Source organism: Streptomyces sp. NPDC034037 (genome assembly GCF_055575715.1).
This window is the reverse complement of the sequence record NZ_JBVISC010000007.1, coordinates 77,575-97,457: the sequence shown is the minus strand read 5'-3', so window position 1 is coordinate 97,457 and position 19,883 is coordinate 77,575. Positions and strand designations below refer to the sequence as shown.

Genomic DNA, 19,883 nt, shown 5'->3' with positions numbered 1-19,883 from the left:
GAATGCGACCGCATAGATTGCCCGTCTCATGAGAGAGGTGAGGGGAGAGAGCTCAGGATCGCGGTGGTTTCGCGCGGGGCGCGGTAGGGGGGTGCCCGTGCCCGGTGAGCGCTGTTCAGCCGGGTCACGGGCCGCGCTGTGCCAATGCATTCGACATGCCCGGAGATCTCTCTTCGGCGTGCTCGGGTGAGAACCCCCCTTTCGACCCGGATCGATTACCGGACCGCCCGGGGGCGGGCGGTCCACCGGTGAGAGGGATTTTTCGGACTCATGACTTCTTTTCTGCGCCCGGCAGACGCAGGGCAGGACCCGTTGGACGAGTTCAGCCACCATTACCGTCCCATCTCCACGCATCTGGCGATCACTCCGCCGGTCAGTGTGGTCATTCCCGCGATGAACGAGGCGGAGAATCTTCCCCACGTCTTCAAGACACTTCCCGACTGGATCCACGAAGTCGTCCTGGTGGACGGGAATTCCACCGACGACACCGTGGTCGTGGCCCGGGAGCTGTGGCCGGAGGTGAAGGTGGTGCGCCAGCTCGGCACGGGCAAGGGCGACGCCTTGATCACCGGATTCGCCGCGTGCACCGGCGACATCATCGTGATGGTCGACGCGGACGGCTCCGCGGACGGCCAGGAGATCGTCTCCTACGTCTGCGCCCTCGTCTCGGGAGCGGACTTCGCCAAGGGCTCGCGGTTCGCCAACGGCGGCGGCACGGACGACATGACGCCGATCCGCAGGCTCGGCAACCACGTCCTGTGCTCGGTCGTCAACGCCAAGTTCGGCGCCCGCTACACCGACCTGTGCTACGGCTACAACGCCTTCTGGCGGCACTGCCTGGACAAGATAGAGCTGGACTGCACCGGTTTCGAGGTGGAGACCCTGATGAACATCCGGGTCGTCAAGGCGGGGCTGAAGGTGCAGGAGATCCCGAGCCACGAGTATCTGCGGATCCACGGCACCAGCAACCTGCGCGCCATCCGGGACGGCATCCGCGTACTGAAGGTGATCCTCGGCGAGCGCTCGGGCCGGCGCGGGCGCGGCGCGCGGCGCAAGGACGTCCGGGGCCTGCCCTTCCGCACGGGCCGGGGAGAGGTGTCTTGAGCCCGGACGTGTCCGTCGTCATCTGCGTGTACACCGAGGACCGCTGGGAGGACATCCTCGCGGCGGTCTCCTCGGTGCGCGCGCAGTCCGTGGCGGCCCTGGAGACCCTGCTGGTCGTCGACCACAACACCGTGCTCCTCGACCGGCTCGCCCAGGAGTACGAGGGGAGCGAGGGGGTGCGGGTGCTCGCCAACGCGGGCCCCCGCGGCCTGTCGGCGGGGCGCAACACCGGTGTCGCCGCCGCGCGCGGCGCGGTCGTCGCCTTCCTCGACGACGACGCCGTCGCCGAGCGCGACTGGCTGCGCCACTTCGCCGAGGGGTTCGCGGACCCGCGGGTGTTCGCCGTCGGCGGGCGCACCGTGCCGCTGTGGGCGTCCGGGCGGCGGCCCGTCTGGTTCCCCGAGGAGTTCGACTGGGTCGTCGGGTGCACGTACCGGGGCCACCCGGCAGGGCGCGTACGGGTGCGCAACGTCCTCGGCGGCAACGCCGCCTTCCGGCGCTCCGCCTTCGACGTCGCGGGCGGCTTCGCGACCGGTATCGGACGCGACGGCGGCGGCCGGCCGCTCGGCTGCGAGGAGACGGAGTTCTGCATCCGGCTCACCCGGGCGAGACCGGACGCGGTCCTGCTGGTCGACGACCGCGCGGTGATCCACCACCGGGTGCCCGCGGCGCGGGAGCGGTTCGCGTACTTCCGTACGCGGACGTACGCCGAGGGCCTCTCCAAGGCGCTGGTGGCCAGGAGTGTCGGCGCCGGCAGGGGACTTGCGTCCGAGCGGCACCACACCACGTGCGTGCTGCCCGCCGGGGTCGGCCGCGGCCTGCGGGACGCCGTGCTCGGGCGGCCCGGTGGCGCGGGGCGCGCGGGCGCGATCGTGGCGGGAGTGGCGGTGGCGGCCGTGGGTTATCTGCTCGGCAGCGTCCGTGCGCGCCGGGCGGGCACCGCGTTCTGTGTCACGGAGATCACCGGCCCGACGGAAGACGTGCGGGGCAGGGGTGGCGAGGGAGCCGCCGGATGAGCGACAGACGCGTGCCGATATTGATGTACCACTCGGTCGCGCGTGAGCCGAGCGAGGCGACGCGCGGCCTCTCGGTGTCGCCCACCGCGTTCGCACGCCAGATGGAGATGCTCGGCGAGCGGGGCTTCACGCCCCTCACCACCGCCCGGCTTGCCGCGGCCTGGCGCGCCCCGGGCGGCCCCCTGCCCGAACGTCCCGTCCTGATCACCTTCGACGACGGCTACGAGAGCGTGCACCGGTACGCGCTGCCGGTGCTCGCCGCGCACGGCTTCGCCTCCACCCTGTTCGTCTCCACGGGCTGGCTGCGCGGCGCGCACGACACCGGGGGTGGCCTCGACCTCATGCTCGACTGGGGCCAGGTGCGCGAACTGGCCGCCGCGGGCGCGGAGATCGGCGGCCACAGCCACACGCATCCCCAGCTCGACCAGCTCCCCGACGCGGAGCTGCGCCGGGAGCTGCGCCGCTGCCGGGACATCATCGCCGACGAGACGGGCACCCGGCCGGCCTCCTTCGCCTACCCTTACGGCTACTCCAGCCGCCGGGTGCGCGAGCGGGTGCGCGAGGCGGGCTTCGCCCAGTCGCTCGCCGTCGGCAACACCTTGGCCCGCCGCGCCCAAGGCCCTTACGCCCTGCGCCGGGTCACGGTGCGCAGGTCCACCGGGCCCGAGGAGTTCCTGCGGCTCGTCGAGGGCCGCGCGCTCGCCCGTACGTTCGTCAGGGACCACGCGCTCACCAAGGGGTACGCCGTGGTCCGCAGAGTCCGACAGGTCCGCCGGAAGGCCATCCGTTCCCGTGTCTGACACGACCACCGCCCAGGCCGACGTCCCGGATTCCCCGCACGGCGGCGAGCGGCCGCCACCCGGCGGGCCCCGCCGCATGCGCCCGCCGGGGTCGGGCGGCGCCGGCCCGCTGTTCCGCAACGCCTACGCGCTGATGCTCAACACGGGGATCTCCGGGGTGCTCGGCGTCGGCTTCTGGCTGGCCGCCGCCCGGTACTACTCGGAGTCGGCGGTCGGTCAGGGCTCGGCGGCGATCGCGGCGATGAAGCTGCTCGCCGGGCTCACCGCCGTGACGCTGACCGGCGCCCTCGCCCGGTTCATCCCCGTCGCGGGGCGCGCCGCGGGCCGGCTGATCTTCCGTACGTACGCGGGCAGTTCGCTCGCCGTGGCGCTCGCCGCGGGGCTCTTCCTGCTGACGCTGGACCTGTGGGGGCCCTCGTACCGCTTCCTGCACGGTCCCGTGCCGGGCGCGGGGTTCGTCCTCGCCGTCGTGGCGTGGTCGGTGCTGACCCTTCAGGACGGTGTCCTGACCGGGCTGCGCGACGCGCTGTGGGTGCCCGTCGGCAACACCGTCTTCTCGGTGGCGAAGCTGGTGCTGCTCATCGTGTTGGCGGCGGCGATCCCCACGGCGGGGGTCTTCGTCTCCTGGGTCGCCTCGATCCTCGTCTCGGTGGTCCCGCTGGGCTGGCTCGTCCTCCGGCGCCTGGTGCCGCGCCATGTGCGGGCCACCGACGGCCGCACGCAGCCGCCGACGCCGCGGGAGGTCGGCCGTTTCCTCGCCGGGGACTGCACCGGCTCGCTCTTCTCGCTCGCGGTGGTCTACCTCGTCCCGGTCGTCGTCGCCTCGCAGGTCGGTTCGGTCGACAACGCGTACTTCTACGTCACCACCGCCATCGGCGGCACCGTCAACCTCCTCGCCGTCAACATGGGTGCCTCGCTGACCGTCGAGGGCGCGCACGATCCGGCGCTGCTCGCCGCCAACACCCGCTCGGCGCTGCGCCGGATGGCGGTCATCATGCTGCCGGTGTGCGGCGTCCTCTTCCTGGCCGCGCCGCTCGTGCTGAGCATGTTCGGCCGGGGGTACGCGGACGCCGCCACGCCGCTGCTGCGCTGGCTCGCGGTGGGGGCGCTGCTGCGGGTGGTCATGGAGACGTACTTCGCGGTGCGCCGGGCGCAGAGCAGGACCGCCGGAATCGCTTGGCTCCAGGGCCTGTTGTGCGTGCTGGTCCTCGGCCTCACGCTGGTCCTGCTGCCGCGGATGGGGCTGACCGGCGCGGGCGTCGCGGAGGTCTCCAGCCTGGCGGTGATCGTGGCGGTCGCGACGCCGAGGCTGTACCGCGTGGTACGGGCGGCCCCCTCGGGCGGGCCCCCCGGGAACACGGCGCCGGACGCTGACCTGACCGGCCCGGGGAAGCCGGCCGCGCCCGTCCCGGGCCCTGACGGGGGCGCCGGCCGCGAGGGTCGGCACGGGCCCGCGTGGGCGTGGCGGGACTCGCTCGACTCGGACACCTCGCAGCTCGCCGTACAGCCCGACTTCGACCACTTGGAGCGCAGGCCGGACGTCTGCCCCGGCCCCGGCACGCCCGCACCGAGGAGCGGGATGGGCGGGAAGGACGAGGGGGACGACGCGGAGGGTGCGGTTGCCGCCGGGGAGGGGGCGGCGGCGCGCCCGGGGCGCCCGCGTGTTCTCGGCGTGGCGCTGCTGCTCGCCGTCGCGCTCGGTCTGTACTGGGGGCCCGTCGCCGGTCTCGACGACGCGGACCTGGACGGCATGGGCGGGCTCGGCCTGGTCTCCGTGCTGCCGGTGGCGACGCTGCTCGGCGCCGCGCTCCTGGTCCTCGTGTTCGCGCTCCTGCTGCGGATGGACCGGCCGGTCAAGACCCTGCTGCTCGTGACGCTGCTGGCCACGGCCGTGTCCCTGCACGCGCTGCCGGCCGTCGTCGAGACCGAGCCGCGGTTCGCCACGGCCTGGCAGCACCTGGGCTTCCTGGAGTACATCGAGCGGACCGGCACCGCCGTGCCCGACCTGGACGCGCGCTGGAGCTGGCCCGGCTTCTTCGCGGCGGCCGCGTTCGTCGCGAAGGCGTGCGGCGTCTCGGACCTGACCGAGGTGATCCGCTGGTGGCCGACGGCCGTCCAACTGCTGTATCTGGCGCCGATGTTCCTGCTCGTGCGCGCGATGCGGGCGTCCTGGCGCGCCAAGTGGGCCGGTTTGTGGATCTTCGTGCTGAGCGGCTGGGTCGGTCAGGACTACTTCTCCCCGCAGGGCTTCACGTACCTGCTCCACCTCGCCTTCGTCGCCGTACTCCTGGTCTGGTTCCGCGCCCCGCGCGTGCTGTGGGCCAAGCGGCGCCCCGGCGAGAGCGAGGTGGAGCCGACGGGCCGCGGGGAGCGGGCGGTGCTGCTCCTGGTCCTGATCGCCCTCTTCGCGGCGACCGTCCCCGCCCATCAGCTGACGCCGTTCGTGATGCTCGGCGTCCTCACGGCACTGGTCCTGGCCGGCCGCTCGGAGCTGCGCGGTCTGCCGCTGCTCTGCGGCGTGCTGGTCGTCGGCTGGCTGGGCTTCCTCGCCGAGCCCTACTGGTCGGGGCACTTCCAGGACCTGTTCGGCGGGGTCGGGGGCGTCGGCGGCAACGTCTCCTCGTCGGTCTCCGGGCGCATCGAGGGCGGCAGCCCCACCCACCGGCTCGTGCTGTACGTGCGGGTGGCGCTGGCGGGCGGCGTCATGGCGCTCGCCTGCTGGGGCTGGTGGCGGCGGCGCTCGTACCGGTACGGGGAACGCTCGCTCCTCGTCCTGACCTTCGTGCCGTTCCTGGGCTTCGCCATGCAGTCGTACGGCGGTGAGATGGCCCTGCGCGTCTTCCTGTTCGCGCTGCCGGGCGCGGCGCTGCTCGGCGGTCTCGCGCTGTTCCCGCGTGCGGGCATCACTCCGGCGGAACGGGACCGCGACCGGGTGAGCCGGGCGCCGGCGGCCGCGCTGCTGGCCGGGCTCGTGCTGATGGGCGGCTTCCTCGTGGCGCGCTGGGGCAACGAGTCCTTCGAGCGCGTCCGGCCCGGCGAGGTCGCGGCGATGGAGTACGTGTACGCGCACGACGAGCCGAGCGCGCGGCTGCTGTGGCTGAGCGACGACACGGTGAACACCGTGACGCCGGCGATGCCGTGGGGCGCCCGGGACATGGAGAAGGTGGAGTACGTCCCGACGCCCGCGCCCGCCGACCCGGTCCTGGTCTCCGGCCTGGTCAAGGCGCTCAAGGACGCGGGGCCCCGGTCCTACCTCATGGTCAGCCGCGGCCAGTCGGTCTCTCTGGAGCTGAACGCGGGCTATCCGGGGAACTGGGAGCCGCGGCTCATCCGGCACCTGGACGACCGCGAGGAACTCGAGAAGGTGTTCTCCCACCGGGACGCGACCGTCTACAGCCTGCGGGACCAGCCGGACGGCGCGGTGCCCAAGGCCGACCCGGGGGCGGTCGGGCCGCAGGTGACCTGGACACCGTGGTCGGTGGTGGGCGCGCTCACCGGCGCCGTGCTCGTGCTGCTGCTCACCGCGCGCGAGGTGGTGCGGGTCGCGGCGGCGCCAGGCGTACGGCAGCAGCGGTGGCTGGAGGGCAGTTTCTGGTTCGCGCTGCCGCTGCTCGCCGTGCTGCTCGCGTCGCTGGTCCAGCGCTTCGTGACGATGGCGTGAGCCGGGGGGCCCAGGAAGTCACCGCTTCAGCCACTTCACCTCGTACCCCTTCAGGGCGAGGGGGTGCCCGTCGACCTCGGCGCTGATCCGCCGGTCCTGGGTGTTCACGACGAGGACGGCCTTGTCGTCGGCGAGGACCCGGACCTCGGCGGCGTCGTCGCCGGCGACCGGCACCTTCTCGTACGAGGTACCGGGTCCGAACTCCTCGCCGAACCGCTCGATGAGCCGCAGCATCGGCAACGGCCGCCCGCCGTCCGCCTGCTGGGTGGCCGTCCACAGGCAGCCGGCGCACCGGGCGCCGCGCTTCTGCGGGTTCCAGTAGAAACCGGTGGTGGCTCCACCGCGGGCCATCGCCATCAGGCCCGAGGCGTGGACGGCGACGCGGTGCGCCTCGGACCAGTCGTCGCGGTTGTCCTGGCTGTCGCCGGGCTCCACGTAGTACTCGGCCCACCACAGGGGCAGGTCCCCGGTCCGCTCGCGCACCCAGTCGCCGACGGCCGTGAGCTTGTCGGTGGCGGTGAACTCGTCGGGCAGCAGCTCGTCGTCCTTGGTGTAGCTGGAACCGTCGACGACGACGAAGTCCGCGCCCCTCTTGTGCTGGTTCCAGTACTCGAAGGCGTCCAGGGGCCGTTGGTCGAGGCGGCCCCAGGGGCCCTCCACCCGCGAGGCGTTCTCGCTACCGCGCGGGCCGAGGCTGTCCATGACCAGGTAGGGGCCGCCGACCAGGATGTCCTCGTCGACCTTCTTCAGCTCCTCGTAGACGAGGTTGTACAGCTCGGTGTAGCCCTCCTGGTCCCAGCGGGCCTCCTCGTCGTTCCAGAAGCCCTTGAACTCGTTCCAGACGATGAAGTGGCGTACGTCGGGGTAGCGCTTGGCGACGGTCGCGGCGAGCCTCGCGAAGTCGCCGTAGTGCTCGGGCTCGGGGGCGGTCTCCAGGGCCTGTTGGCTCCAGTCGGTGTTGTCCGCGCCGGGCTCGCCGCCCTTCATCCAGTCCGGAGCGCAGCACAGGGTGACGACGGGCGTGCCCTTGCTGCCCCGGATGAAGTCCATCCGGCTGTCCATCGCGGCGAAGTCGTAGTGGCCCTTGACCGGTTCGGGGTTGCCCGCGCCCCAGCCCATGATGTGCTGGATCTGCGGGACGGGGCGGCCCTGGGCCGCCAGCTCGGCGCGGACGCGCGCGACGGCGTCCGGCTCCCCGTCGTCCGCGCTGTACTGGGTGTGGGTGAAGCCCCAGCCGGCCTCGGGCGCGGGCTTGCCGGAGGGGACGGCGGGGGTGCCGTGCACCTTGTCGCCGTCCGGGGTGGTGCCCGCGGTGCTGCCGCCGTCGCCGGAGTCCGTGCGGACCAATGTGATCACCAGGGCCAGTACGGCCAGACCAACGCCGAGCAGTGCGGCGAGACGCCACCACCCTGCCCGTGAGAACCACCCATGACGTGCCATCACGGACAAGCGTATCGGCGGCGGCGGACGCTGGGACAGGTTCCACGGGACGGCGCCCGAGGCTCTCACGGGCAACCGGGCGCACCACGGCGCGCGCGGCTTCCGGGGAAACCGGGTGCACGACGGCGCGCGCGTGCCGGATCATGGCGGCATGGCTGCGAACCCTCACGACGCCCTGCCGATCCGGCTCAACGTCGACGACAACGACTCCCCCTCCGACGTCGTCGACGCACTGTTCCTCGGCCGCTTCGCGACGGGCGAGCAACCCTTCTCGCACAGCGCCAACATCGAACGCGTCAAGAAGGGCTCCACCCTGCTGCCGCCCGGGGCGAGGGTGCTGCGGGCCGCCCGGGACGAGGACCGCAGCGCCACGCTCGCCGAGGGCGAGGGGTGGACGCTGCTGGTCTCGCGCTGGAACCGCGGCGCGGACATCACCGTGACGGCGACCAGCGCCGAACTCGCCGAGCGGGTCCTCGGGCAGGCCACGGACGGCGCGCAGGACGAGCCCGCGCCCCAGCCCGACGACGTGACGATGGGGTTCTGGTACGTCTCGCCGCGCCGCGGCCCGCACCGCACGACCCGGCAGATCTCGGCCGGCACCTGGGAAGAGGTGCGGCCCAACTACACGGCGCCGGTCGCCGACGCCATGGACAGGCTGATGAAGACCACCCCCGAGGACATCTCGGGGCGGCTGCTCCTGCTGCACGGCCCGCCGGGCACGGGCAAGACGTCGGCGCTGCGGACCCTCGCGCGCTCCTGGCGCGACTGGTGCCAGGTGGACTGCGTCCTGGACCCGGAGCGGCTGTTCGGCGACGTCGGCTATCTGATGGACATCGCGATCGGCGAGGACGACGGCACCGCCGAGGGGCGCTGGCGGCTGCTGCTCCTGGAGGACTGCGACGAGCTGATCCGCGGCGAGGCCAAGCACACGGCGGGGCAGGCCCTGTCCCGGCTGCTCAACCTCACGGACGGCCTCCTCGGGCAGGGCCGCAACGTCCTGGTGGGTGTCACCACCAACGAGGACCTGGAGCGCCTGCACCCGGCGGTCGTGCGGCCCGGCCGCTGCCTCGCCCGCATCGAGGTCGGCCCGCTGACCCGGCCCGAGGCGGTGGAGTGGCTCGGCACGCAGGAGGGTGTCCCGCGCGAGGGCGCGACCCTCGCCGAACTCTTCGCGCTGCGCCGGGGCACCTCGCCCACGTCGGTCCCGGACCAGCGGGAGGGGGCGGACTCCGGGCTGTATCTGTAGCCGGGGCGCCCGCTCCCCTCGGGGCGGCCCACCGCCCTCCCCTCGGCTCAGCCGCGCAGGCCCGCTTCGAGCCGACGGTGGAGGGCGCCGAGCCGGGTGCGGCCGGGGGCGCCGGCCGGCATCCGTGCCACCACCGCCCGCACCCGCGGGGGCACCTGACCGAGCGCCCAGCGGACCTCGTCGTCCCCGACGGCGGGGTCGTCGCCCTGCGCCAGCTCGTGGGCCCGGGCGAGGTACAGCGCGGGGCCGAGGACGTGCTTCAGCTGGTGCGGGGTGGCCAGCGGATGCAGGTACGGGGCTCCGGCCGCGCTGCCCGCGGCGCGCGCGGCGGCCTCGGCCGCCGGGTCCCCGGCCTCGCGCGCCGCCTGGTACGCGCTCCAGGCCGCGGTACGCAGCCGTGCCGTCCGCCGCTCCCCCAGCGCGAAGGCGCGGGCGGCCTCGACCGCCTCGCGCGGGCGGGGGTCGCTGGGGGCCTCCGTCTCGAAGAGCGGCAGCGCGCGCTCGGCGCACGCGACGGCCCAGCGGGTGACGGAGCGGCGGTCGTCCTCGGTCAGTTCGAAGCTCGGGCTCTCTCGGCTCATGCCTCTCTACGGTATCCCTGAACAGGGCGTTTGAGACTTTGTGCCGCTCCTGCCGCCGCAGGCCCCGCTGGTGGGGCGGCAACCCTCAAGCCGGGGTCCGGGCGGTCCGCTAGCCGGACGCCCCGTAGGCCGCGCGGAGCGCGTCCCGCACCGCGGCCAGCGCGTCCTGTTCGGAGAGGCCGAGGCGCCGGACGCGTTCGGCGTACGTCTGCGCGGCGGTGGACGCCTCCTTCGCCGCCGCGTCCCCCGCGGCGGCGACGAACGTGCCGTTGCGGCCGCGGGTCTCGATGACCCCGTCGGCCTCGAGTGCCCGGTAGGCCTTGGCCACCGTGTTCGCCGCGAGGCCCAGCGACTGGGCGAGCCCGCGCACCGTGGGCAGTTTGTAGCCGACGGGCAGCGCGCCCGACCGCGCCTGCCCGGCGATCTGGGCCCGCACCTGCTCGTACGGCGCGTCGCTCGCGCCCTCGTCGATGTCGATCTTCACAGTCACCCGGCGATTGTCCCGCACGGCCGGGGCCCGGCGGCGGGAAAAGCGGAGGCGCGCCGGGACGCGGTCCGCGTACCGTGCGGGGCCATGACAGTGATCGTGCGCTCCCTCAGCCCCGGTGGCCCGACCGACGCCGTGGACGTCGCGGGTTTCGCCGCGGTGCGCCGGGCCTGCGTGCCGGCCATGCTCGCCACCCCCGAGTCCGTCGCCTTCGACGGCGCGCACGCCCATCCGGCCGCCCGCTACCGGCAGTTGATCGCCGAGACCGGCGGCGAGGTCATCGGCACCGCGCAGGTGGGCATCGCCCACGACAGCCCCGAGCCGGGCCAGGGCTTCGCCAACGTGTACGTCCATCCGGAGCGGCTCGGCACCGGCGCGGGAACGCTCCTGCTGCGCACGGCGGAGGAGCATCTGGCGGCCGAGGGCGCCGGCACCGTCTACTCCTGGGTGCTGGACGAGCCGGCCAACCTCGCCTTCGCCGCCCGCCGCGGCTACCGCGCCAGCCGGCGCGCCCACTTCCTGCGCCTCGACCTCGCCCGGGGCGCGCTGCCGCCGCGCCGGGAGCCGCCCGCCGGGGTGGAGCTGGTCAGCGGCTCGGTGTTCGCGGACGACGCGCGGCCGCTGTTCGCACTCGACGCGGAGACGGCGGCGGACGAACCGGGCGATGTGGCGGCCCAGTTCACGGACTACGAGCACTGGCTCGCCGAGACCTGGCGGCATCCGCTGGTCAGCCGGGAGCTGACCACGGTGGCCCTGGTGGACGGCCGCCCCGCGGCGTTCACCCTGGCCCGCACGGACGGCGCGGGCCGCTACGCCTCCGGCATGACGGGCACCGCACGCGCCCACCGGGGCCGGGGCCTGGCCAAGCTCGCGAAGAACGACTCCCTGCACCGGGCCAGGGCCGCCGGCTGCACGGAGGCCTTCACGGGCAACGACACCGGCAACGAACCGATGCTGGCGATCAACCAGTGGTTCGGTTACGAGATCTGCGCGACGGAGGTACGTCATGTCCGGCACCTCGGCTGACGGAGGGCGCCCCGCCACCGTGGAGGTCGCCCTCGTCAAGGCGGGCCGCACCAAGATCCGCTACCCGGCGGAGCTGCTCCACGACGACGGGACGCGCGTCACGGTCCGGGCCCCCTGGGCGGCCCCCGGCAGCCGGGACTTCGGCTTCGTCCGCTTCGAGCCGGGGGACGTCTTCACCGAGCACTACTGGCGCGACCGCTGGTACGCCGTCAAGGAGGTGTACGCCGGTGACGGCACCTTCAAGGGCTGGTACTGCGACGTGACCCGCCCCGCCGTCCGCGCGGAGGGCGTCCTCACGGTGGAGGACCTGGACCTCGACCTGTGGTGCTCGCCGGACGGGAGCACCGTGCTGCGCCTGGACGAGGACGAGTTCGAGGCGAGCGGCCTGCGCGCCGCGGACCCCGAGGCGGCCGCGGCGGCCCTGCGCGCCCTCACGGAGCTGGAGTCCCTGGCCCGCGCCGGGCTCCTCGGCACGGTCTGAGCACCGCGCCCCGGGCCGGGGGCGTCACCCGGTGAGCGGGACCGAGGCGGCGGTGCGCTCGCCGTCGTACGCGACGCTCTCGTCGTCCGACTGCCAGTGCACGGTGAAGCGTTCGCCCGCGCGCCAGGCGGTCAGGGCCTCGCGGCAGTACGCCACCGTGTCGTGCGGCAGGTCGGCCAGGGGGTGCCAGGCCAGCTCGGCGCACTTGTGCGGCTCGGCGTTGACCGGCTCGCCGCCCGCGCCGTACGCGGCGGAGAAGAACCAGCCCATGCGGGGCGCCGCGCCGGGTCCCCGGTGCTGGACGACCAGCTCCGCGCGCAGGTCCGCCGGCGCGAGGTCCAGGCCGATCTCCTCGCGGGCCTCGCGGAGCACGGCCTCGCGGACGTCCTCGCCGTCCTCCAGGTGGCCCGAGGTTCTCCGGGCATCCGCGTGCTGTAGAAATAACTCTCTGAGCATGGGGGAATTATGGATGGTCTGGGGCGCTGGTCCGTTGACTTCTACGAGATGGTGGGAGCCACTCCGCTTGTCGCCGAGGAGGAGTTCGCGTGGTTCGGCGACGTCCACGAGCGAGCTGCTCGGAACGGGGCTCGGCACGGCACTCCGATCTTGGTCGCTCCCACGGGCTATGCGGACCCGCGAGCGAACCTCTTCTTCCGCACCGGCTCGATGGCCGGCGCGCCGGTGAGGACGATGCGCCGGTACGCGTACTCGCTCGCGGTCTGGCTGACCTTCCTTCACGTCTTCGGCCGTACCTGGGACGAGGCCACGGCGGGCGACATCGAGGCGTTCAAGGACTGGCGCATCACCGACGTCCGCAACGAGAAACGGGTGAGGGGGACGAGCTTCGACACCGACCGGGCGGCGCTGAACTGCTTCTACATGTGGGCCAAGCCGCGCTACGGCACCGACAATCCCGTACTGTCGCTGCCGAGCCAGTCCGAGCGATCGAGGCGCCCGTCCGGCGTGCTGAATGAGGACGGATTTCCGCTGGCCAGGAACGGGCGGGATCCGATCCGGCCAACCGCGACTCGGCGGCGCCAGGTGAAATGGCTGCTACGAATCGGGTTCGAGCAGTGGCGGAACATCGGTCTGCGCGGCTACGGCTTCGACGGCCTGCGGCGAAGCGGCTGGCGCGGGTACAACGAGGACCGGGACACGGCCTTCGTTGACGGGCTCTACGGGACCGGCCTGCGGGTCCAGGAGTGGGCGAGCATCTTGGATGTCGAGTTGCCGCTATCCGGGGAGGGGCGCTTCCCGCGAGCCTGGCTGGCGGCGGCGTGCATCAAGGGGGCGAAGGAGGGCCGTTACTACCGGATCCCGCGCCGGGCGATGGCTTCGGTGGCCTCCTACCTCGATGAGTGGGAGGGTTCCCGGGCGGAGGTGATCCGCCGTGCCCAGCGCGCCGGGCGGTACGACCGCCTGGCCGGGGTGTGGATCGTGACGGGCTACAGCCCACGTACGCGGGAGCTCCATCTGGAGGGGCGGTCGGGATCGTCGGTGCCGACGGCGCTCGATGTGATCGGCCCGGATCAGCGGAGACTGCTGTTCCGCCGGACGCCCAACGGCCTTGAGCCGCTGGCGCTCTGGCTCTCGCACGACGGGCTGCCGAAGAAGGTAGGCGGCTGGGAGGACACCTTCCGAGACGCCAACGAGCGCATCGCCGACCTGTGGGTGGACCTAGCAGCCGAGAAGCTGACGCCCGAGCAGCGCGAGCGGCGCCGGGCGGAATGCCCGTTGTGGGCAAGGGCACATATGCTCCGCCACTCCTTTGCCCTGCGCTGGTTCCTGGTGCTGTCGCTCGTCTGGCAGCCCCATGTCGACGGCTTCTCCGATGAGCAGCTCATGGACCTCCGTGACCAGTTCGGTGATGTTTGGTATGCATTGTCAATTTTGATGGGACATGCGCACCCGGACACGACCCGCGACTACTACTTGGAGCCGTTCACCGGGCTCCAGGTCGACTACCTGATGGCGTTGCTGGATGAGGATGAGCAGGCGGGGGTGGACGCGCTGGTCCGTGCGGCTGCGGCGGACAGTGCGCTGGTGATGCGCGGTGTGAAGGGAGCACGGTGAGCCGGGGAGGGCGTCGGGCGTCCCTGCCGGAGCCGTCCTGGCAGCCGCCGCAGCGTGGACTCCTGCCCGGGGACGGCGGGGTGCTGGTGCGCTTCCTCGAGGAGTCGGGCCGCCGGTCCAGGACATATGACTTCTCGACGTTCAAGGTCGCGCCCGTCATGCAGCAGTGGCTGGCCCGGTCCTTCAGCCGGAGGGTCGGGACAGCCCGAACAGCAAGCAAGCGCCTCGGGACCGCCGAGGGACACTTCTACACCGCCAACGGCTTCGCCGACGTGCTTGCAGGTTGCGATCCGCAGCCCACATCGCCTGAGCAACTGACGGGACGACACATCCAGGCGTTCGTCGACCACCACGAAGGGCGGCACGGCCAGCACGACGCTGTGAAGCGCCTGCGTACGCTGCTGCGAGAGGACCCAGAGCTGCCTGACGCCGCCCGGCAGGCGCTGCTGAACGCGCGCGTCAAGGGGCCTGAGATCGAGCGGCCCGGTGCGTATCCGGACAGGGACTGGCAGGCGATCACGACGGCCGCCCGCCGCGATGTCCGGCTTGCTCGGGAGAGGATCGAGTCGGGGCGCCGCCTGGTGGCCCGGTGGCGCGCCGGCGACCCGGCCCTGAGCCTGCACCAGGCGGAGGTCGGCTCGCTTCTCGATATTTTCGACCGCACCGGAGAGCTTCCTCGCACACCTTCTGGCGACCATACGAGGGCGGTAGCACGCGCGGGCGGCTTTCGTGTCCTGGCCGCTCGCCTGTGTCTGACGCGGTCGGAGGCGACGGCGTTCTGCCTGCTGCTGACTGGGTTGACCCAGGAGAACTTCGGCACGGTGGCGGCCTGGCCTGCAGCGCATTTCCGTCCCGGCGGGGCGCGTGAGGACGACGGAATCGTACTGATCGAGGAAGTCAAGCCGCGTCGCGGTCCCGAGCGGGAGCACATGATCGCCGCCGTTGAGGACCTGCCCGCTGATCTCGCGGACCTGTTCGCCGCGAGCGCCGAGGAACACCGCCTGATGCTCTCACCGTTGCGGCTCTACCAACTGCTGTTGTCGCTGAGCGAGTTGCCGCGCCGACACGGAGGGTCGTCGGCGGCGTTCGCCTCGCTGTACCTCGGCAGCGGCAAGACCGGATCGTTCTGGGGCTCGGGGACGGACGCCAGCGATGTCCTGGCGTGGGCACGATCTCACGGCTTTCCTGCTGCCAGGAACGCCGTGCCTGGCGGCCCGCCGACCGTGGACGTGAAGAGGATCCGGCAGACGGCGCTGGAGCGTCGGCGCCATCCTGTCGCGCGCTCGCGGCGTACCCTCAACGACCTCTATCTCAAGGGCAGCCGCACCGTGCAGGCCGACAGCCGACGGGTCGTCGGCGCCGCCCTGCGCCAGGAGGTGGCCAAAGCCCGCGCCGTGCAGGCCGTCCCGGTCTTCACCGCGGACTTCGTCGCCCAGGCCCGCCAGGACCTGGCCGGGGCCGCCGCCCAGGTGGGGCTGGAGCCGCAGTCGCTCAAGGAACTCCTCGATGCCCAGCGTGACACTGCCACCGTCGGCTGCGTCGACCATCTCGCCAGCCCCGTCGCGGAGCCCGGCCGGCCATGCCCGGCCTCGTTTCTGGACTGCCTGAGCTGCGAGAACGCCCGGGCCCTCCCGCATCAGCTCCCGATCCAGCTGGCCGTGTGCGACGGCGTCCTCCAGCGCCGACCGAACCTCGACCCGGCGATCTGGCGCTCCCGTTTCCGTGATCCCCTGCAGCAGCTGGAGGACATCATCGACCACTACACCGACGCCGAGCGCGGCAAGGCCCGCGCGGACCTCACGGACGGCCACCAGCACCTGGTCGACGATCTCCTCGACGGCCGATTGGACCTGCGATGACCACAGCCTCGCTCCTGCCGGTCGAGCAGCATGAGAGTCCGTGGCCGGCCGCGGACACGGTCGTCCTGCGCAACCGGCCTCTTCGCGCGGGAACCGACCCGGCCCTGCTCTCCCGCTTCGGCGATCCGCTCTGGCACATCAAACCCGCGCACCCCGACGCGCACGTCAACATCGCCGCTCTGTCCTGGGTCCGCTACCCGAACACCCTCCAACTCCCCTTCAAGAGCTTCTTCCTGGCCGCACTCGACCACCCCTACCCCGGGGATCCGACCTTGCAGCGTGGCGGTGAGCGCGCCGGCGTCGCCACCTTCCGCTACTGGTTCATGGATCTGGAGATCTTCGCGAAGTGGCTCGACGGCCACGGGATCACACGCCTGTGCGATGTCACTGCGCAGGACCTGGAGTCCTATCGCGCGCATGTCCTTGGCCTCGCACGCAAAGAGGGCCGAAAGATCGACATGCTCGCCGCGGTCCGCACGTTGTGGCTCTACGGCCCCCACTTGCCCGAGGAAGGACGCCTGTCCACCGGCTACCCGTGGCCGGAAGCGTCCGACGACGACCCGAAGCGCCCAGCCCAAGACCGCGAGAACAAGACGCCCCGGATTGCCCCCGAGACTATGACTGCCCTGCTGGCCTGGGCCTTGCACGTCGTGGAGTCAGTGGGCCCGGATGTCCGCGACGCCTGGGTGACCCACCAGCAGATCAACGCAGGCGTTCATCCCTCCCAAGCCGAGTACCGCGGGCCGACCGCCGACCGCTTGCTGCAGTACATCGAGCGGTGCCGCCGCACCGGCGAGTCCCTTCCGGGCCTCCGACACAAGGACGGCACGGTGACGGTCAACTGCAACGCCATCAAGCGCATGATCCGCACGCCCGAACTCAAGGTTCGTGTTGGCATCACCCCGAACCAGAAACGGATGCTGATCGACTCAGGACTGCCGATCGCACAGGACACCTACGTCGGGCAGATCGCCGGGCTGATCGACGGCCGGCCCTGGCGCGAGACGCCTATCCCCCTCACCGAGCTGCGGACGCTGGTCCGCATGGTCGTGGCGGCCTGTTTCGTGGTGATCTGCTACCTCAGCGGCGCTCGCCCGGGCGAGGTGCTCAACCTATCGCCCGGCTGCCGGGAAGCCGATGAAGAGACCGGAGAGCTGTTGATCGTCGGCCGCCGGGGCAAGGGCTTCGACCGAGCCTCACTGCCGCCCGAGGAAGCGACGGAAGACCAGCGCCCGTGGGTGGTCGTCGCCCCCGTCCACGCCGCAATCGCCCTGCTGGAGAGCCTCGGCAACTACCCGTTCCTCTTTCCCGCCAGCTTCACCAACGCGCACGCCGCACGCCCGAACGAGTTCAACGCCCGCCAGACCTGGTCGATCAACAACGACCTGGAGGACTTCCTGGCCTGGGTGAACGCGACCTTCCACCGCCCCGGCGAAGCCCTGCCGATCCCACCGGATCCGACCAAGCACCTCCATGCCAGCCGCTTCCGCCGCACACTGGCGTACTTCATCGTCCGACGGCCACGCGGCTTGGTGGCAGCCGCCCTGCAGTACGCCCATGTCCACACGAAAGTGACCTTGAGTTACGCGGGGCACTCCGACACGACGTGGATGGACGACATCCACATCGAGACCCTGGAGATGGTGCTGGAACAGAACGAACAGGACGCGCGCCTGCTCGATAAGGGAGAGCACGTGTCCGGGCCCTCGGCCGACGAATACCGGCACCGAGTACGGGCTCGTGCCCGCTTCGCCGGACGCGTGGTCACCGCCGGAAAGAGTGTGGAGCGGCTCCTGGACCAGGCGAACCCGAACATCCACCACGGCGAGGGCATGACCTGCGTGTGGCGACGCGAGACCGCGGCCTGCCGTCAGGCCCGGCTCGAGGCCGGCCTGCCCGCGGAGGACGGCCCCGACGAGTCGGAATGCCGCTCGGCCTGCACCAACCTGGCCTTCACCGACCGGAGCATCGTCGAGCAGCGACTGCGGCTCGAGCGGTGGGAGGTCACGGCCGGGGACCGGCTGGCACCGCGCCCTCTGCGTGACCGTGCCGCAGCCCTGGCAGCTGGCAGCCGAGCCATCATCGATGCGCACGAGTGTATGACCGTTTCCAACAACCAGACGCGGGAGCACTGATGGGACGCCGACCACGCGACCAGGGCGCAGACCGGGCCGCCATCCGCGCGGCTGCCGACCGCCTCCTGGCCGGCACACCCTTGCGCTCATCGTCCGGAAAGCTCACGGCATCCGAGCTGATCACCGAGAGCGGCCTTCGGCGCGACATCGTCTATGGCCACACCGACCTAGTCCAGGACTTCCAGGCCCGAGCCAAGGCCCAGGACTCCACCCCGACCGCGATGCAGGAACTCGCCGACGCCAACCGCGCGCTCAAGGCAGAGGCGGCGGAGCTGAGGACCGAACTGGCCGAGGAGCGGTCGAGGACCAAGGTGATGCGCCGGATCATCGCCGAACTGTCGCTCGAACTGGAGCAGGCCAAGGCGGAACTCGGCGCCGCCGCTGGCCTAGCCCGACTACCATTCCGGGCTGACGCTCCGAGGACGGCGAGGTGGGACTAAGGTCTGGTCCGCAGCTGACCGTGCCCAAGCGACATGGCCCGACCTCCGCACCCTCGTCATCCGCCGGTTGGAGGCCATGCCGGAGACGGCCTGGCGGACACCTGGCTGGGAGGGCTGAGGAGCACACCGCTGCGGTTCGGCGTGGCGGGCCGAGCAGCGCTGGCTGTCGGCCACTATCCGTCGGTAAAGCTACCGTGTGCTGACTGCGGGACCGGTGGGGAGCAATGGGGACTGGGACATCTGGCCGACGTGCTGACTTCAGTGAGGCAACGAAGCGCGCCCTCGCGCTTCGGGCAGCCTTTCGTTGTTCGAATCCCGGCTGCGGGGCGCTCACCATTGGGCCCGGAAGGGGCATCGACGACGTCGAGATGACCGGGACCGCCGCTCACATCTACGCCGCAGCACCAGGTGGGCCTCGGGGTAGCGGTGGGTTGAACGCCAGCCAGCGAAGCGCTCCTCTCAACGGCATCTGGCTCTGTGCCCGATGCGCCCGTCTTGTAGACACCAACGCTGGCGACGCCTACCCGGCGTCACTTCTGCGAAGTTGGCGCGACCTTCACGAGGCTCGGGTCCGCATGGAGCATGGAGGCGTCGCCCGTCCCTTCGGCTGGATCCATGCGATCGAGATCACCGAGGATGTGTGGCTGAAGGAGCCGACTACGGTGCGCTTCTCCCGGTGCAACATGTTCCTAGGTGCGAACGGAATCGGGAAGAGTCACTTCATCTCGCTTCTCTCGGGGCTTGCGGCCCCCTCCCACATCATGGAGCGGGTCGCCCGCCCAGAGTCCCGCGTACATGCGGCGCTCACCTGGTACGATCCCCAGCCGCGGCGCGCCGAGTTCAAGGCGGAGGGCGACCGGCTCCACTTTTTCGCCGACGGTCAGGAGGTTCCATTCGTAGCTTCGCCTTACCAGGTGGTCCGAGCACCCCGGTGGAGCGAAAGCCTTCCCGCCAACGTTCACGACCTTGCCGAGCGCCTGGGGCTTGATCATTGGGTGATGCGCAAGGTGATCTCGGACCTTCCTGAGATCGTCGGCGGTGCGATCAAGCGTACCCGGATAGTCGACGATCGAGTCTGCGCCGACTTCGTGCTCGGAAGCCGCGTCGAAGCAGGCACCTCTGACCACCGACTTCACCCTCTCGTCGGACTCGAGGTTCTGGTGGCACTGGCGGAAACGTACGCGCGGGCCCACCCGACTTTGCTTCTCCTCGACGCTTTCTTAGGCAGCCTTGATTGGGGCGGATACCACCAGGCCACCGCCCTTCTCGGCTCGCCGGCCCGTGGCTTTCAAACAGTGGTGGTTTCGACAGATCACCGCGGGGACCACCCCCTCGGACCGGAGTGGACCGTGACCCGCATCGTGTATGACGATGCCGAGCACATGCGCCGCCGCCGGTGGGGCCGACTGGTCCAAGACGACCAACACCCATAGCGGCGTGCTGGCTCGCTGTGGTCCGCTGCCAGACCGGACTAGACGAAGTGCTCGAGGGCGGACCAGCAGTTCAGCTGGCTCTCGATCAATCGAGCGTCTGT

General features: G+C 71.7%; 16 protein-coding genes. 12 read left to right on the top strand and 4 right to left on the bottom strand.

All coding sequences use genetic code 11. From position 1 onward, the window contains the following. Positions 1 to 270: 270 nt before the first annotated feature. From ACZ516_RS24385 to ACZ516_RS24370, 4 genes are read left to right on the top strand one after another with little or no spacing between them, the layout of a single operon-like run. Positions 271 to 1,104: a glycosyltransferase family 2 protein gene (locus tag ACZ516_RS24385; RefSeq protein ID WP_469011658.1), complete on the top strand. Its 834-nt coding sequence runs from the start codon at positions 271 to 273 to the stop codon at positions 1,102 to 1,104. Beyond that, on the top strand, positions 1,101 to 2,120 hold the full coding sequence (locus ACZ516_RS24380; protein WP_469011657.1) for a glycosyltransferase family 2 protein: 1,020 nt from the start codon (positions 1,101 to 1,103) through the stop codon (positions 2,118 to 2,120). The genes ACZ516_RS24385 and ACZ516_RS24380 overlap by 4 nt, the downstream gene beginning before the upstream one ends. Then, positions 2,117 to 2,920, top strand: coding sequence for a polysaccharide deacetylase family protein (locus tag ACZ516_RS24375; RefSeq protein WP_358589219.1), 804 nt, complete (start codon positions 2,117 to 2,119; stop codon positions 2,918 to 2,920). The genes ACZ516_RS24380 and ACZ516_RS24375 overlap by 4 nt, the downstream gene beginning before the upstream one ends. After that, positions 2,913 to 6,581: a lipopolysaccharide biosynthesis protein gene (locus tag ACZ516_RS24370; RefSeq protein WP_469011656.1), complete on the top strand. Its 3,669-nt coding sequence runs from the start codon at positions 2,913 to 2,915 to the stop codon at positions 6,579 to 6,581. The genes ACZ516_RS24375 and ACZ516_RS24370 overlap by 8 nt, the downstream gene beginning before the upstream one ends. Before the next feature lie 18 nt (positions 6,582 to 6,599). Here the strand turns inward: ACZ516_RS24370 and ACZ516_RS24365 are convergent, their stop codons facing one another. Next, positions 6,600 to 8,021, bottom strand: coding sequence for a GH39 family glycosyl hydrolase (locus tag ACZ516_RS24365; protein ID WP_469011655.1), 1,422 nt, complete (start codon positions 8,019 to 8,021; stop codon positions 6,600 to 6,602). Positions 8,022 to 8,172: 151 nt separating this feature from the next. On the opposite strand from ACZ516_RS24365, the gene ACZ516_RS24360 reads away from it, so the two are divergent. After that, positions 8,173 to 9,267: a DUF5925 domain-containing protein gene (locus ACZ516_RS24360; RefSeq protein ID WP_361079108.1), complete on the top strand. Its 1,095-nt coding sequence runs from the start codon at positions 8,173 to 8,175 to the stop codon at positions 9,265 to 9,267. A 47-nt stretch (positions 9,268 to 9,314) separates the two neighbouring features. Here the strand turns inward: ACZ516_RS24360 and ACZ516_RS24355 are convergent, their stop codons facing one another. Beyond that, positions 9,315 to 9,848, bottom strand: coding sequence for a putative immunity protein (locus ACZ516_RS24355; RefSeq protein WP_361079111.1), 534 nt, complete (start codon positions 9,846 to 9,848; stop codon positions 9,315 to 9,317). A 109-nt stretch (positions 9,849 to 9,957) separates the two neighbouring features. After that, on the bottom strand, positions 9,958 to 10,338 hold the full coding sequence (locus tag ACZ516_RS24350) for a GntR family transcriptional regulator (RefSeq protein WP_358913708.1): 381 nt from the start codon (positions 10,336 to 10,338) through the stop codon (positions 9,958 to 9,960). Positions 10,339 to 10,422: 84 nt separating this feature from the next. Here ACZ516_RS24350 and ACZ516_RS24345 point away from each other — a divergent pair, with 84 nt between their 5' ends. Together ACZ516_RS24345 and ACZ516_RS24340 are read left to right on the top strand one after the other, a co-directional pair. Further along, positions 10,423 to 11,361 (top strand): GNAT family N-acetyltransferase, encoded by a 939-nt coding sequence (locus tag ACZ516_RS24345; protein ID WP_469011654.1) that lies wholly within the window; start codon positions 10,423 to 10,425, stop codon positions 11,359 to 11,361. Continuing rightward, positions 11,342 to 11,842 (top strand): ribonuclease FAU-1 family protein, encoded by a 501-nt coding sequence (locus ACZ516_RS24340; RefSeq protein WP_358913710.1) that lies wholly within the window; start codon positions 11,342 to 11,344, stop codon positions 11,840 to 11,842. The genes ACZ516_RS24345 and ACZ516_RS24340 overlap by 20 nt, the downstream gene beginning before the upstream one ends. Positions 11,843 to 11,866: 24 nt before the next feature. Here ACZ516_RS24340 and ACZ516_RS24335 read toward each other — a convergent pair whose 3' ends face one another. Further along, positions 11,867 to 12,298 (bottom strand): NUDIX domain-containing protein, encoded by a 432-nt coding sequence (locus ACZ516_RS24335; RefSeq protein ID WP_469011653.1) that lies wholly within the window; start codon positions 12,296 to 12,298, stop codon positions 11,867 to 11,869. A gap of 9 nt (positions 12,299 to 12,307) precedes the next feature. Between ACZ516_RS24335 and ACZ516_RS24330 the strand changes: the two genes are divergently transcribed. The 5 genes from ACZ516_RS24330 to ACZ516_RS24310 all read left to right on the top strand — a co-directional run bounded on the left by ACZ516_RS24330 (position 12,308) and on the right by ACZ516_RS24310 (position 19,782). Then, positions 12,308 to 13,915 carry a site-specific integrase gene (locus tag ACZ516_RS24330; RefSeq protein ID WP_469011652.1) on the top strand — a complete coding sequence of 536 codons (1,608 nt, stop codon included), beginning with the start codon at positions 12,308 to 12,310 and terminating at the stop codon, positions 13,913 to 13,915. Between the two features lie 80 nt (positions 13,916 to 13,995). After that, positions 13,996 to 15,774 (top strand): hypothetical protein, encoded by a 1,779-nt coding sequence (locus ACZ516_RS24325; RefSeq protein WP_469011651.1) that lies wholly within the window; start codon positions 13,996 to 13,998, stop codon positions 15,772 to 15,774. Next, complete coding sequence (locus ACZ516_RS24320) at positions 15,771 to 17,909, top strand: integrase (RefSeq protein WP_469011650.1); 2,139 nt, start codon at positions 15,771 to 15,773, stop codon at positions 17,907 to 17,909. Before ACZ516_RS24325 ends, ACZ516_RS24320 begins: the two co-directional genes overlap by 4 nt. Continuing rightward, positions 17,909 to 18,349 (top strand): hypothetical protein, encoded by a 441-nt coding sequence (locus ACZ516_RS24315; protein WP_469011649.1) that lies wholly within the window; start codon positions 17,909 to 17,911, stop codon positions 18,347 to 18,349. Before ACZ516_RS24320 ends, ACZ516_RS24315 begins: the two co-directional genes overlap by 1 nt. A 575-nt stretch (positions 18,350 to 18,924) precedes the next feature. Next, a complete protein-coding gene (locus ACZ516_RS24310; protein WP_469011648.1) occupies positions 18,925 to 19,782 on the top strand; it encodes a hypothetical protein in 858 nt (285 codons plus the stop codon). Positions 19,783 to 19,883: the final 101 nt, after the last annotated feature.